13 protein-coding genes are annotated in these 14,341 nt (G+C 34.9%); 7 read left to right on the top strand and 6 right to left on the bottom strand.

The features are described from left to right. Window positions 1-158 precede the first annotated feature (158 nt). Entirely contained in the window at window positions 159-2,273 is a 2,115-nt protein-coding gene (locus KO524_RS05935; RefSeq protein WP_255555158.1) for a M3 family metallopeptidase, read from the bottom strand. 165 nt (window positions 2,274-2,438) lie between these two features. On the opposite strand from KO524_RS05935, the gene acs reads away from it, so the two are divergent. Continuing rightward, entirely contained in the window at window positions 2,439-4,349 is a 1,911-nt protein-coding gene (acs, locus tag KO524_RS05930) for an acetate--CoA ligase (protein WP_219291677.1), read from the top strand. 55 nt (window positions 4,350-4,404) lie between these two features. Here the strand turns inward: acs and KO524_RS05925 are convergent, their stop codons facing one another. Further along, window positions 4,405-5,271 (bottom strand): DMT family transporter, encoded by an 867-nt coding sequence (locus tag KO524_RS05925; RefSeq protein ID WP_219291674.1) that lies wholly within the window; start codon window positions 5,269-5,271, stop codon window positions 4,405-4,407. Between the two features lie 405 nt (window positions 5,272-5,676). Between KO524_RS05925 and KO524_RS05920 the strand changes: the two genes are divergently transcribed. The 3 genes from KO524_RS05920 to KO524_RS05910 all read left to right on the top strand — a co-directional run bounded on the left by KO524_RS05920 (window position 5,677) and on the right by KO524_RS05910 (window position 7,734). After that, window positions 5,677-6,048, top strand: a complete 372-nt coding sequence (locus KO524_RS05920) for a hypothetical protein (protein WP_219291671.1) — start codon at window positions 5,677-5,679, stop codon at window positions 6,046-6,048. A 134-nt stretch (window positions 6,049-6,182) separates the two neighbouring features. After that, window positions 6,183-6,470, top strand: coding sequence for a DUF3817 domain-containing protein (locus KO524_RS05915; RefSeq protein WP_219291668.1), 288 nt, complete (start codon window positions 6,183-6,185; stop codon window positions 6,468-6,470). A gap of 13 nt (window positions 6,471-6,483) precedes the next feature. Then, window positions 6,484-7,734: a mechanosensitive ion channel family protein gene (locus tag KO524_RS05910; protein ID WP_219291665.1), complete on the top strand. Its 1,251-nt coding sequence runs from the start codon at window positions 6,484-6,486 to the stop codon at window positions 7,732-7,734. On the opposite strand, the gene KO524_RS05905 is transcribed toward KO524_RS05910, so the two are convergent. The 3 genes from KO524_RS05905 to KO524_RS05895 are packed head-to-tail and all read right to left on the bottom strand — an operon-like array spanning window position 7,731 to window position 8,928. Continuing rightward, window positions 7,731-8,114, bottom strand: coding sequence for an acyl-CoA thioesterase (locus KO524_RS05905; RefSeq protein WP_219291661.1), 384 nt, complete (start codon window positions 8,112-8,114; stop codon window positions 7,731-7,733). The genes KO524_RS05910 and KO524_RS05905 overlap by 4 nt on opposite strands. An 18-nt stretch (window positions 8,115-8,132) precedes the next feature. Next, a complete protein-coding gene (locus tag KO524_RS05900; RefSeq protein WP_219291657.1) occupies window positions 8,133-8,513 on the bottom strand; it encodes an acyl-CoA thioesterase in 381 nt (126 codons plus the stop codon). Then, window positions 8,497-8,928 carry an NUDIX hydrolase gene (locus KO524_RS05895; RefSeq protein WP_219291654.1) on the bottom strand — a complete coding sequence of 144 codons (432 nt, stop codon included), beginning with the start codon at window positions 8,926-8,928 and terminating at the stop codon, window positions 8,497-8,499. The genes KO524_RS05900 and KO524_RS05895 overlap by 17 nt, the downstream gene beginning before the upstream one ends. Window positions 8,929-9,134: 206 nt before the next feature. On the opposite strand from KO524_RS05895, the gene KO524_RS05890 reads away from it, so the two are divergent. The 3 genes from KO524_RS05890 to KO524_RS05880 all read left to right on the top strand — a co-directional run bounded on the left by KO524_RS05890 (window position 9,135) and on the right by KO524_RS05880 (window position 12,998). After that, the gene (locus KO524_RS05890) at window positions 9,135-10,385 is read left to right on the top strand and encodes an OmpA family protein (protein ID WP_219291651.1); all 1,251 of its coding nucleotides are present in this window, start codon (window positions 9,135-9,137) and stop codon (window positions 10,383-10,385) included. 105 nt (window positions 10,386-10,490) lie between these two features. Next, complete coding sequence (gene uvrB, locus KO524_RS05885) at window positions 10,491-12,473, top strand: excinuclease ABC subunit UvrB (RefSeq protein WP_219291648.1); 1,983 nt, start codon at window positions 10,491-10,493, stop codon at window positions 12,471-12,473. Window positions 12,474-12,554: 81 nt separating this feature from the next. Beyond that, window positions 12,555-12,998 (top strand): DUF1456 family protein, encoded by a 444-nt coding sequence (locus KO524_RS05880; protein WP_219291817.1) that lies wholly within the window; start codon window positions 12,555-12,557, stop codon window positions 12,996-12,998. 146 nt (window positions 12,999-13,144) lie between these two features. On the opposite strand, the gene sucC is transcribed toward KO524_RS05880, so the two are convergent. After that, window positions 13,145-14,338 (bottom strand): ADP-forming succinate--CoA ligase subunit beta, encoded by a 1,194-nt coding sequence (sucC, locus tag KO524_RS05875; RefSeq protein ID WP_219291642.1) that lies wholly within the window; start codon window positions 14,336-14,338, stop codon window positions 13,145-13,147. Window positions 14,339-14,341: the final 3 nt, after the last annotated feature.

Raw genomic sequence — 14,341 nt, 5'->3', positions numbered from 1 at the left:
GCTTTTTTAGTACAAAAGAGCTTGGTTATACATGAAAATGAAATAATTTTTATAGACTATTTTATAAATTGAGATTTACTAATAAGTAATTGTAGTATAAACATAAAAAGGCTGTCTCTAATTGAGGCAGCCTTTTGTGTTTTGATCATAAATAGAATTTATTTGATTAAACCCCTTGCTTTTAACATCGGAGTAATCGAAGGATCTTGACCTCTAAAGCTTTTATACAACTTGGACAATTCTTCTGAATTACCCTTGGAAAAAACTTCATCTCTTAATTTTTGTCCGTTTTGACGGGTCATTCCACCGTTTTCTACCAACCAGCTGTACGCATCGTGATCAAGCATTTCCGCCCATAAATAGGCATAATATCCCGCAGCATAACCACCGGAGAAAATATGGCTAAAATAAGAAGAACGGTATCTCGGAGGAACCTGTGGCAAATCTACTCCTTTGTCTATTAAGGCTTGTTTTTCGAATTGATCGACATCCTTTATAGAAGCATCTACACCTAAAGTATGCCAAGACATATCTAAGGAAGTGGCTGCTAACATTTCTGTCATGGCATAACCTTTATTAAAACTCATGGCATTGAGCATTTTTTGCAACAAAGCATCTGGCATTACTTCTCCAGTTTTGTTGTGAATAGCGTAATTTTTAAGCACAGCAGGAATCACGGCAAAGTGCTCGTGAAATTGTGACGGAAATTCTACAAAATCGCGCGATACATTAGTACCGGATAAAGTAGGATAGGTTTGATCGGCAAAGAAACCGTGTAAGGCATGTCCGAATTCATGAAACATTGTCGTCACATCATCAAAACTGATTAATGCAGGTTGTCCTTCAGCCGGTTTAGTAAAATTGGACACATTATAGATAACCGGTTTGCTGTTTAATAATTTCGATTGACCAACTATATTGCTCATCCAAGCACCACCTCGTTTGGAATCTCTTTTATAAAAGTCTCCGTAAAACAATCCAATAGAAGTTTTATCATCGTTAAACAATTCATAGACTACTACATCCTTATTCCATACGGGTAGATCGGTACGTTTTTTAAAAGTAATGCCATATAACTGTTCGGCCATATAGAAAACCCCTTTCTCCAAAACGGTATTTACCTCAAAATAAGGTTTGATTTCATTTTCGTCAAGATTGTATTTGGATTTGCGTATTTTTTCGCCATAAAAATCCCAATCAGCTGCGGTTAGTTCAAAGGGATTTCCTTCGCTATTGATTAGGTTTTGAATATCGTGTGCTTCTTGTTTAGCGATAGCAGTAGCCGCTGGAATCAATTGTCCCAACAAGTTGTTTACGGCTTCTGGTGTTTGGGCCATTTGATCTTTTAAACTCCATTGAGCATAGTTTTGATAACCTAAAAGTTGGGCTTTTTCAGCTCGCTTGGCAACGATTTTTAAAATAGCTGCACGGGTATCATTGGCATCGTTTTTCTCTGCTCTGGTCCAAGAAGCATGAAATAATTTAGCACGACTATCCTTATTAGCCATACTGATTAAATCCGGTTGCTGAGTGGTATTGATTAAACTGATTAAATAACTACCGTCTTCCTGTAGGTACGAACTTAAGGTGTTTGCATCTAAACCTTCGAGTTCTTCTTTTTTAAAGCGAACGCCACCAGCCTTAGTAGCGGCTAATAATTGATTGGAAAACTGCGTGTTTAAGGTTGCGATTTCACCGTTAATCACCTTTAGTTTTTCTTTGTTGTCGTCTGATAAATTAGCACCTGCCAATACAAACGCATCATAATAATGATCTAATAATCGGATGCCTTCTGCATCGAGTTTTAAATCTGCTTTTTGATTATAAAGGGTTTTAATTCGATCAAACAACGCATTATTTAAATAAATAGCATCATTATGAGCTGCAAAATTTTTAGCTAATTCCTCTTCTACTTTTTGAAGCTCCTCATTGGTATCTGCTCCGGTTAATAAGCCAAATACATTATTTGCACGCATAAGTAGTTGTCCGGTTTTTTCCAAAGCTACCAAGGTATTCTCAAAAGTAGCTGCTTCTTTATTAGAAGTTATCATTTTAATTTCCTCCAACTGTTGACGCATTCCTTCCAAAAGTGCCGGTTTGAAATCTTCATTTTTAATTTTACTAAAATCAGTGGTTTGATAAGCGAGAGTACTTGGAGCAAAAAAGGGGTTGTTTTCATTCCAATCGGATTTTTCTGCTTTTTTGTCACAAGAAACTGTCAACAAACCGGAGCTTACGAGTACTCCTAAAAGAACTTTACTATTAAATATCATGTTTGATTTTTTTGATTCGAGCTAAAAGTAATAAGATTTTTTGAAGAGATCGCTATTTTAACCCTTATGTGTTGAAAAACTATCTTAAAAACGTTGTATGTTTTTTTTAAAAGCATTATTTTTATAAAATATGTAGAGTCTTTAATTTAAATTTCATTTAAAAGAATGAGTTATTATAAAATCGAAAATTTAGAACAGTATTTTAAACACTATAAAAAGTCAGTTCGAGAGCCTAGAAAATTCTGGAGTAAAATTGCAGAAGAAAATTTTGTTTGGTACCAAGCTTGGGATAAGGTGTTTGAGTTCGATATGGTGGAGGCTGATTTTAAATGGTTTACAAATGCAAAATTAAATATTACTAAAAACTGCATTGACCGTCATTTGGCTAAAAGAGGCGAGAAGACCGCTATTATCTTTGAACCCAACGATCCGAATGAGGCCGCAGAACACATTACTTACAACGAATTGTATAGTAGAGTCACTAAAATGGCTAATGTTTTACAAGATCAAGGCATTAAAAAAGGCGATCGCGTATGTATTTACTTACCGATGATACCCGAATTAGCCGTAAGTATGTTGGCTTGTGCACGTATTGGTGCTATTCACAGTGTTATTTTTGCGGGTTTCTCTTCTTCTGCGGTAAGCAAAAGAGTTAATGATGCTGGTTGTAAATTAGTCATTACCTCTGATGGTAATTTTAGAGGCAATAAAGTGATTGCTGTAAAACCATTAATTGACGAAGCCTTACAAGATTGTCCGTCAGTTGAAAGGGTGTTGGTCGTAAAACGAACCCATACACCAATTACGATGAAAGCCGATAGAGATTTATGGTTGGCGCCTTTATTGGAAGAAGCTGTACCCAATCATGTGGCCGTAGTTATGGATGCAGAAGATCCCCTATTTATTTTATACACATCGGGTTCTACAGGACAACCAAAAGGAATGGTGCATACAACCGCAGGTTATATGGTTCAAACGGCCTATTCTTTTAAAAATATTTTTGATTATCAAGACACCGATATATTTTGGTGTACTGCAGATATTGGTTGGATTACAGGCCACTCTTATATATTGTATGGTCCTTTGCTAAATGGAGCAACAACAGTGCTCTTTGAGGGGATACCGTCCTATCCAACCTACAGTCGTTTTTGGGATATCATCGATAAGTATAAAATTACTCAGTTTTATACAGCACCAACAGCAATTCGCTCGTTGATGACTCAAGATTACAGTTATGTAAACAAACACGATTTGTCGAGTTTACGCGTAATTGGTTCTGTTGGAGAGCCTTTAAATGAAGAAGCTTGGCACTGGTACAACGATCATGTAGGTAAGAAAAAATGTCCTATAGTCGATACTTGGTGGCAAACGGAAACGGGAAGTATCTTAATTTCTGCTTTGCCTTTTATAACTCCTACAAAACCAACTTATGCGACTTTGCCTTTACCGGGAATTCAGCCGGTTTTGATGGACGATAAAAGAAACGAAATTGAAGATAATCAAGTAGATGGCAATCTGTGTATTAAATTTCCTTGGCCAGCAATGGCTCGAACCATTTGGGGAGATCACCAAAGATATATAGAAACTTATTTTACGAAATTTCCCGGAAAATACTTTACGGGTGATGGTGCTTTAAGAGATGAAGTAGGTTATTATAGAATAACGGGTAGAACCGATGATGTAGTTATAGTGTCAGGTCATAATTTGGGTACCGCTCCAATCGAAGATGCGATTAGCGAACACCCTGCAGTTGCGGAAAGTGCTGTTGTTGGTTATCCACACGATATCAAAGGACAAGCTTTATACGGTTTTATAACCTTAAAAGTACAAGGAGAATACCGAGATCGCGAGAACTTAACCAAAGAAATCAATAACTACGTATCGAGTCATATCGGTGCGATTGCCAAATTGGATAAAATAGAGTTTGTGGAAAGTTTGCCAAAAACCCGTTCTGGAAAAATTATGCGCAGAATATTACGCGCTATTGCCAAAGGAGATACGGACAATTTTGGTGATATCTCTACTTTGATTAATCCAGAAAGTATAGATAATATAATTGCTTTGAAAAACAAGTAGTTATAATCATTCTTAAATATAAAAGGGTAGGGAGACAGTGGTTTTCCTACCCTTTTTAGGTTAAATACTGTGCGCTAGCAATGAGGCTTATGGCTATTATGGCTAAAAGCAAACCAAACATGTTTTTTTTGGATAAACTTTCTTTAAATACGACTACACCAATCAGCGTTCCCAAAAGTATCACTCCAAAATTCATCATGGCAAATACCGTTGTTGGATTGTCTGAAAACAAAGTATGGGCTTTTAAGTAAAAGTAAATATTTAAAAAATTTAGTATTCCTAAAGGAAGGCCGAAATACAAATTCTTTAAACTCAATACAGCTCCTTTTACAAAGATTTTGTAAACGTTGATTAACAGCGATACCAATAGTGAAAAAGCAAAAACATAAAAAAGCGAGGTGGTATATGGAAGCGTTGTATATAGTGCTATCTGCTTAAAAAACACATCAATTACTCCAAACCCAATAAAAACAAATAAAGGAAACAAAGCTGAATTTTTGTCCGCTTTAGCGCTTAAATCTTTTTTATTTAACGTAAAATATATCGCTGTCAATCCGAAAGCCAGTCCGAGGTATTTTAAGAGCGTAATTTGTTCTTGAAAAATTAGTATGGCCGCTAGAATCGGAATAACTAATGATAATCGTTGTGCGATATCCGTTTTTATAATGCCAACTTGATTAACGGAATGAAATAAAATTACAAATATAGTCGGTAATAATAAACTCAGTGGAATTAATATGTGCCAAGGTAAATCTGTTGGAATATTGGAAAGATCTATGGGAAATAAATTATAACACAAAATCAACGCAACTAAATAATTGACGCTAACCATTTGGAAAATATTGGTTCCTTTGTTTTTAGATATTTTTAAAAGCACACCAACGGAAACGCTACACAATATGCTTAAAATTAGATAGATCATGTACAACTATATTTAAGATCGTAAATGTAAAGAAATTGGACTTACAAAAAACCGGTAGTTTAGAAAGTCTAGTGGTTATTGTAAACGATGCAGGGGATTTCTTTTTCTATTTTACATAATATATATTATAGTTCATATTCATATCTGCAATTAGAGAAGGTAAAAACCTCCTTTAATCAATTGGTGATCTATATAAACAAATAAAAATCTCAGATAGTACTTTATGCGCATATTGTCTGTCTAAAATATGGTTTCTATAAAAACTGTACTGATTTTTATTTAAATAAATCTTGTGCATTAAAAAAAACAGTTATTGTCAATAAAAATATTCTAATTTAATAGTAATCAAATTAGAAAAGATTATTTTTGCAAACCAAAATGATTTTTTAATTTAAAGATATTACAGTGGAAAACTCTCATGCACAAAAATTAATCAAGAAAGTTCAGTCAGATTTAATTGCTAACGGACTTGTTGTAGAAGATTTTGTTACCGACTTAAAAAAATTAAGAGAATTTGCACTCTTAGAAGAAAATCCTATATTGGTAAAAGCAATTCGTTTGACATATGAACACGTCTTGGCAAATGGTGCATTCTTGATTGATATTCCTTCAGATGAACCTATAGACGAAGAAAATCCAATCGAAACGGAAAAAGTAACTGTAACGGAAAACAATATGGAAAGCTTACAGTATATCCTTTCTTTGTTTACTGACTTAAGTAACAAACATAACGTGGCTGATTTAAAAGAATACAACTCAAAACTTCAAGAAGCATAAATTTCTTAAAGCGATCATAAATTATAGAGGCTCAGGATAATTCCCGAGCCTTTTTTTGTAAAAATCATTTGTTTTCTTTTTTTTAAATGTATTTTAGTACACTAAACTCATAACCTTATAAAATCATTTTTTTCATGTTGAAAATTTTTAAAATTATCGCTTTTTTGGAAGGGATTTCCCTGTTGGCTTTATTTTTTATAGCTATGCCTATGAAGTATTTTATGGATAAACCAGAATTGGTTGGTCCTGTTGGAATGGCTCATGGACTTCTATTTATTGCTTATATTGTAATGGCTACGGTACTTAAGTTTGATGAAAAATGGAGCTGGTCCAAATATTTCTTAATTTGCATTGCTTCTATCATACCTTTTGGGACTTTTTATGTGGAGTTCAAAATGTTAAAAACGGAATCGCCGTCTTAATTTAAATTAGAATATGATTCCATATAGTTGGGTAAAAAACGTATTAAGTGAATTGAATTTACAGCCTGATGTTGTGGATTCTATAATTCTAGTAATCAATACGGTTTTAGCACTTGCCATAGGTTTTTTACTCGATTATATTTTAAAAAAAGTTATTTATACTTTTTCCAAGTTTATTTCAAGCCGCTCTCGTTTTCGTTTCCATGTTTATTTAGTACAGAATAAGGCTTATGCCTATTTGGCACATCTTATTCCATTAAGTTTAGTAAATAATTCCTTAAAATACATTTATTTAAAAGAATTCGAAGAGTTAATGCTTTGGAATAAATTGTATTTTGTAATTGTCTCCATATTAACCTTATACATTTTAAAAAGCATCGTATTTTCCATACGAGATTACCTAAAAACCAAACCGAGATTTCTCGATAAACCCATAGATAATCAAGCACAAGTTTTTATAACTTTTTTGTGGATTTTTACAGTTATTTCCATTCTATTAAATACGTTTAGTACCAATTTCAGGGATTTATTAACGGCTTTTGGAGCACTGTCGGCTATAACTATATTGGTTTTTAGAGACAGTATATTGGGCTTTATTGCGAGCATTCAAGTAACCTTAAACGACACGGTGCGAATTGGCGATTGGATTACCAGTGAAAAATTTGGAGCAGACGGTTATGTTATGGAAATCAATCTAGTTACTGTTTTGGTTCGTAATTTTGATAACACTACTACTACCATACCGACTTACAGTTTAATTTCAGATTCTTTTAAAAACTGGAGAGGAATGTTTAATTCTGGAGGTAGGCGTATTAAGCGCGCTTTATACATCAAAGAAAACAGCGTTAAATTTTTAACCGACGCCGACTTAGAACGCTATAAAGAAATTGAGTTGGTAGCGGCTTTTATAGAACACCGTCAAGCTGATATCCATAACTACAATACCAAACACAAAATCAATAAAAAACTCCATATCAACGGTCGAAACATGACCAATTTGGGATTATTGAGAAAGTATATGAACCAATATTTAGCCAATCATACCGGTTTAAATAAGGAATTGACCACTTTAGTTCGCCATTTACAACCTACAGAAAAGGGAATTCCATTGGAGATATATGCTTTTACGCTAGATAAAACCTGGGTGAATCACGAGGCTATAATGGCCGACATATTCGATCATTTTATAGCAGCTGTCCCCTATTTTGATTTGGAAATTTACGAATTACCCTCTGCTGTAGATTTGGACAAATTTGCAAACTAAAACCAACCCAGATCAGTAAGTCCATGAGGCGAAGGTTTTCCATCTTCACCTAAATGTACCATCGTAATAGCTTCTACAGTAATGATGGTTTCTTTAGTCATAATGTTAAAAACTGAACATTTAATTTGCAAGGATGTTTTTCCGAATTTCGTGATTTCAAATTGAATTTCAATGATATCGGACTGACGAGCAGAACTCATAAAATTAATTTCAGTCATGTATTTGGTCACCACTCTTCTGTTTTTCAAGATTAAAACGGCAAATAAGGCGGCTTCTTCGTCAATCCAGGCTAACAAACGCCCTCCAAATAAGGTACTGTTTGCGTTTAAATCCTCTGGTTTAACCCATTTTCGCGACTTATAAATATTATTGTTGGTCATGCTAAAGCGTATTGAAAATTATAAAAAAGATTTGGTTTTAGTTACTCCGTGCGCTGCGGGTTTGCCGTCTTCGCCCAAATTAACCATGGTAATGGATTCAACCGTAATGATCAATTCATTGGTCATTGCGTTAAAGACTTGACAGGTCATGGTAATGGATGTGGTTCCATAACGCGTTACTTTCAGTTGAATCTCGATGATATCAGACTGTTTGGCCGTACTCAGAAAATCAATAGCCGACATGTGTTTGGAAACAATTTTGTTGTTCTCTAAATCGATGATAGCCATAGAAGCCGCTTCTTCAGAGATCCAAGCTAATAAGGTTCCACCAAACAAAGTACTGTTGGCATTTAAGTCTTCTGGTTTTACCCACCTTCTACTCCTATATATATTGGTCATTTATAAATTTGTTTAAAGCGGTTGAAATAATTTCCGCATGATCAAAGGCCAGCAAAGGTAAGTTATTAATAGAAAACCAACCAACTTCTTTAGCATCATCTTGGGCTTTGGCCGGAACTTTCTCTTTTAGTAAAGTAAAATAAGCTATACTAACAATATGTGAACGCGGGTCTCGAAATGGTTTTCCAAAAGCGCCAATTTGTAGGAGTTCGGTTGCTTTAATACTTGTCTCCTCCTCTAGTTCGCGCGCAGCAGCAACTTCTAGCGCTTCATTTTCATCAACAAATCCACCGGGTAAAGCCCAGGAATCTTTATACGGCTCGTTTTTTCGCTTTATTAATAATATCTGGTAACCAGATTCTTCACTTGTTAATACAACACAATCGACAGTGACGAAAATTTTTGAAATGTACATAGGCTTGGGGGTAGTTTCTATAAAAAACCTTTATAATCATTAAATAAAATGTTAAAACTAGTGTTAATTTTAATAAAGTTATACTTTTAATTGAAATAAGCTGTTTTTTTTTTATGAATAGATTTTTTTGTTTTATATTTGCAGTAGTAACAACACCTTAAAGTTATGATTTTACTTTAAGGAGTAATTATTAAAAAAAAGAAAATATGAAAAAAATTGCATTACCAGTATTAGCTACAGTTCTTGCCTTCGGATCAATGAATGCACAAGAGCGCCCTTACAACAAATGGTCAGTTGACTTAAATGCAGGTTTAACAAAACCTACTGAACCTTTCACTTCAGGGTATTTCGCAGATACTTTTGGGTTTATCCATGCTGATGGAGGAGTTCGTTACATGTTTAACAACAAATTCGGTGTTAAAGCTGATTTTGGGTATGACAAGATTGAAAATGCTGATGACAGTAAAAAATTTGAAACTCAATACTATAGAACTAGCTTACAAGGGGTAGTTAACTTAGGTAGAGTTTTTAATTTTGAAGAGTGGACTAAAGTATTAAACATACAAGCTCACGCTGGTGCTGGTTATTCTTGGATGACTAGCGATGGTTTTAAAGGAACCGACCAAATGGCTAACGTTATGGCAGGTATTACAGGGCAGTTGAAATTATCTGAAAGAGTTGCTTTAAATGCAGACTTTACGATGATTAAAAATGCTCAACAAAACCATAGTTATGACGGTTATACAGATGTATCAAGTGCTAGAGGTTTACAAGGAAATCTTTATAATGCGACTTTAGGTCTTTCTATCTACTTAGGTGCACATGGAACTCATGCTGACTGGTATTATGGAGATTCTTCTACCAACAAGTTGGCTGAACTAGACAACAGATTAACTGATGTTGAGAATAAAATGATGGACTCTGACAACGATGGTGTTGCAGATTATTTAGATCAAGAACCAAATACTCCTGCTGGAGCTATGGTTGATGTTAAAGGTAGATCAATTGACAAAAATAACAACGGTATTCCAGACAGTTTCGAATCTTATTTAGAGGAGAAATACGGAAAACAAAAAGTTGAAACTATGACTGTTGAAGACAGTGCGTTAGTAAAAGAATTGATAAACAAAGGATACGTTGCTGTATACTTTGATTTTAACAAATCTCAACCTACTGCAGCTTCTACTGAAGGTATGAACTTTATCGTGACTTATTTGAGAAGTAATCCTTCTTCTTCTGTTGAAGTAATTGGATATGCTGATGCTGTAGGAGGAAACTCTAACTACAACAAACAATTGTCTGAAAAACGTGCTACTGCAGTGAAAAATATTTTAGAAAAATCAGGTGTTGCTGCTTCTAAAATTTCTGTAAAAGGTAACGGAATCGATGATTCAGTTGAAAAATCTTCTAACAAAGCTCGTGAAATTGCTCGTAGAGTAGTTTTCAAAGTAAAATAATTCGTTAGAATTTTATAATATTATTTGAAAAAGCGCAAGTTAGACTTGCGCTTTTTTTATACCTTTCTTTTAGGATTATTACTTAATTTTGAAAAAATTAGCCCTATGGAATTTAAAGTAGTATCGGATTACCAACCTACTGGTGACCAGCCAAGTGCCATACAGAAACTAACACAGGGCATACTAGATCAAGAAAAATACCAGACTTTACTCGGTGTTACGGGCTCTGGGAAAACATTTACTATTGCCAATGTTATTCAAGAAGTACAAAAACCTACTTTGGTTTTAGCTCATAATAAAACTTTAGCGGCCCAGCTCTATTCGGAGTTTAAACAATTTTTCCCCAATAACGCGGTAGAATATTTTGTGTCGTATTACGATTACTATCAGCCGGAAGCTTTTATACCGGTAACGGGAACTTATATAGAAAAAGACCTTTCGATTAATGAAGAGTTGGAAAAAATGAGGTTAAGTACTACTTCATCGCTTTTGTCTGGAAGACGCGATATTATTGTTGTAGCTTCAGTTTCCTGTCTATACGGTATTGGTAATCCGATTGAATTTCAGAAAAATGTCGTGAGTATTGAGTTGGACCAAGTAATCAGTCGTACCCAATTTTTACATCGTTTGGTGCAGAGTTTGTATTCGCGAACCGAAGCTGATTTTACCCCGGGAACCTTTCGAATAAAGGGAGATACGGTAGAAGTTTTTCCTAGCTATGCCGATAACCCTTTTCGCATTCACTTTTTTGGGGATGAAATTGAGGATATTGAAGTTTTTAACCCTAAAGACTCTCAGGTAATTGAGAAATATACGCAATTAAATATTTATCCTGCGAATATGTTTGTGACTTCACCTGATGTATTACAAAATGCCATTTGGGAAATTCAGCAGGATTTGGTTAAACAAGTAGATTATTTTAAGGAAATTGGAAAGCATTTGGAAGCCAAAAGATTGGAAGAGCGTACCAATTTTGACTTAGAAATGATTCGGGAACTGGGATACTGTTCGGGTATAGAAAACTATTCTAGGTATTTGGATGGGCGTATGCCTGGAACTAGACCATTTTGTTTGTTGGATTATTTTCCCAGTGATTATTTGATGGTTGTTGACGAAAGTCACGTGACTATTTCGCAAGTTCACGCGATGTATGGAGGTGATCGATCGCGTAAAGAAAACCTGGTTGAATATGGTTTTAGACTACCTGCGGCTATGGATAACAGGCCCTTGAAATTTGAGGAGTTTGAAAGCATGCAGAATCAAGTGATTTACGTTTCGGCTACTCCTGCTAATTACGAATTGGAAAAATGTGAAGGTGTATTTGTGGAGCAAGTAATTCGGCCCACTGGATTGTTAGACCCGATTATTGAAGTACGTCCTAGTTTAAACCAGATTGATGATTTGATTGAAGAAATTCAAAAACGTGTCGAAGCAGACGAACGGGTTCTAGTAACCACCTTAACCAAGAGAATGGCGGAGGAATTGGCAAAATACTTGGATCGTATGTCTATTCGATGTCGTTATATACATTCGGATATCGATACCTTAGAGCGTGTCGAGATTATGCAAGATCTTAGAAAGGGCATTTTTGATGTATTGATAGGAGTCAATTTATTAAGGGAAGGTTTGGATTTACCAGAAGTGTCTTTGGTTGCCATTTTGGATGCCGACAAAGAAGGCTTTTTGCGCAGCCATCGGTCTTTGACTCAAACGGTTGGTCGTGCAGCGCGAAACATCAACGGTAGGGCGATTATGTATGCTGATAAAATCACAGATAGTATGCAGAAAACCTTAGATGAAACGGAATACAGACGCACAAAACAACACACCTATAATATCGAGCACGGTTTAGAACCGAAAGCGCTAAATAAAAAAATTTCCGGAGAATTGACTAAGGATTTACTTTCCGATCCAACGACACATTTTGCCGCGGTTGCTGAAAATAGTCTAAAATACATGTCTAAGACAGAGATCGAAAAAGCAATTCGCGAAAAGCGCAAAGCCATGGAAGTAGCTGCTAAGGATTTGGATTTTATGCAAGCCGCTAAACTTCGAGATGAAATTAAAATTTTAAAGGAAAAAATGTGATGAGCGTCGATGCAGTTATGCGTATAGACTTATAGAAAAATAGACATAAAAATCGTACTTTTGTAAAAACTAATTTCGATGATGACAAATAACGATATATTTAAAAAATTACGTGTTGCTTTACAATTGCGCGATGATCAAATCATAGAAATTCTGGAATTGGTAGATTTTAGAATCTCTAAAGGAGAAATCGGGAATTTTTTTAGAGCTCCAGAACATCCAAAGTATGTGGAATGTGGTGATCAGGTATTGCGCAATTTTTTAAATGCATTGGTTATACATTTGAGAGGCACTAAAGAAGAACCTAAAGTTCCGCTTGATGTAATAAAAACTCATAAAGCAACCCCTCCTAAAGATTTTGATAATAAAGATAGAAGAGCGAGTACAGCTACTCCTCCTCCATCAAAACCAAAAACCTTTTCTAAATCAAAGGATAAAAAGGGTGATTTAAAAAATAAAAAATTTAATCCACTTGGAAACATTAAATATAATAATGGAAAACCGAAGAAGAAAGACAACGAATAAATCAATTTAAACATGTTGTGATTCGTTTCAATAAAAAATATAAAAGGGCCCTTTGTGAATTAACTCAAAAGGGCCCTTTTTTTATATAATAAATAAAAAAGCCCAAATCATAAGATTTGGGCTTTTTAAATATAATAGTTTATCGATTAAGATAAAGCAGCTTTAACTTGGTCAGCAGCTTCTTGAAATTCTACTGCAGATAAAATTGGCATACCTGAGTTATCGATTAATTCTTTTGCAATTTCTGCATTGGTACCTTGAAGACGTACAATGATTGGCACTTTAATAGTGTCTCCCATGTTTTTATAAGCGTCAACAACACCTTGAGCAACACGGTCACAACGAACGATTCCTCCAAAAATGTTAATCAAAATTGCTTTAACATTTGGATCTTTTAAGATAATGCGGAAAGCCGTTTCAACACGTTTAGCATCTGCAGTTCCACCTACGTCCAAGAAGTTAGCTGGTTCAAAACCGGCATATTTAATTAAATCCATAGTAGCCATCGCCAAACCAGCTCCGTTTACCATACATCCAACAGTACCATCTAAATCAACATAGTTTAAACCTACTTCTTTTGCTTCTACCTCTATTGGGTTTTCCTCAGAGATATCACGCATATCAGCATATTCTTTTTGTCTGTAAAGAGCATTGTCATCTAAAGAAACTTTAGCATCAACAGCTAAAATTTTATCATCAGATGTTTTTAATACCGGGTTAATTTCAAACATAGATGAATCACTTCCAACATAAGCATTGTAAAGTGCATCAACGAATTTAACCATTTCTTTAAAAGCGTTTCCAGAAAGACCTAAGTTAAAAGCAATTCTTCTTGCTTGAAATCCTTGAAGTCCTACACTAGGATCTACTTCTTCTTTAAAAATTAAATGCGGTGTGTTTTCAGCAACATCTTCGATATCCATACCACCTTCAGTAGAATACATAATCATGTTACGTCCATTTGAACGGTCTAATAATACAGACATATAAAATTCAGATGGTTCGCTTGCTCCAGGGTAATAAACATCTTCAGCTACTAAAACGCGGTTTACTTTTTTACCTTGTGGGGGAGTTTGCGGAGTAATTAAGTCCATACCAATAATTTGACCAGCAATTTCTTTTACTTGATCTAAATTTTTAGCCAATTTAACGCCTCCACCTTTACCGCGTCCACCTGCGTGGATTTGAGCTTTGATCACGTACCAAGAAGTACCTGTTTCTTCCGTTAATTGTTTTGCTTTTTCAACCGCTTCTTCCGCATTGTTAGCAACATAGCCACGTTGTACTCTTACTCCGTAACTTGCTAATATTTGTTTACCTTGAAATTCGTGTAAATTCATAGT

It is taken from the genome of Flavobacterium sp. NKUCC04_CG, assembly GCF_019345525.1.
Taxonomy (GTDB): domain Bacteria; phylum Bacteroidota; class Bacteroidia; order Flavobacteriales; family Flavobacteriaceae; genus Flavobacterium.
This window is presented reverse-complemented; position numbering and strand designations above follow the sequence as displayed.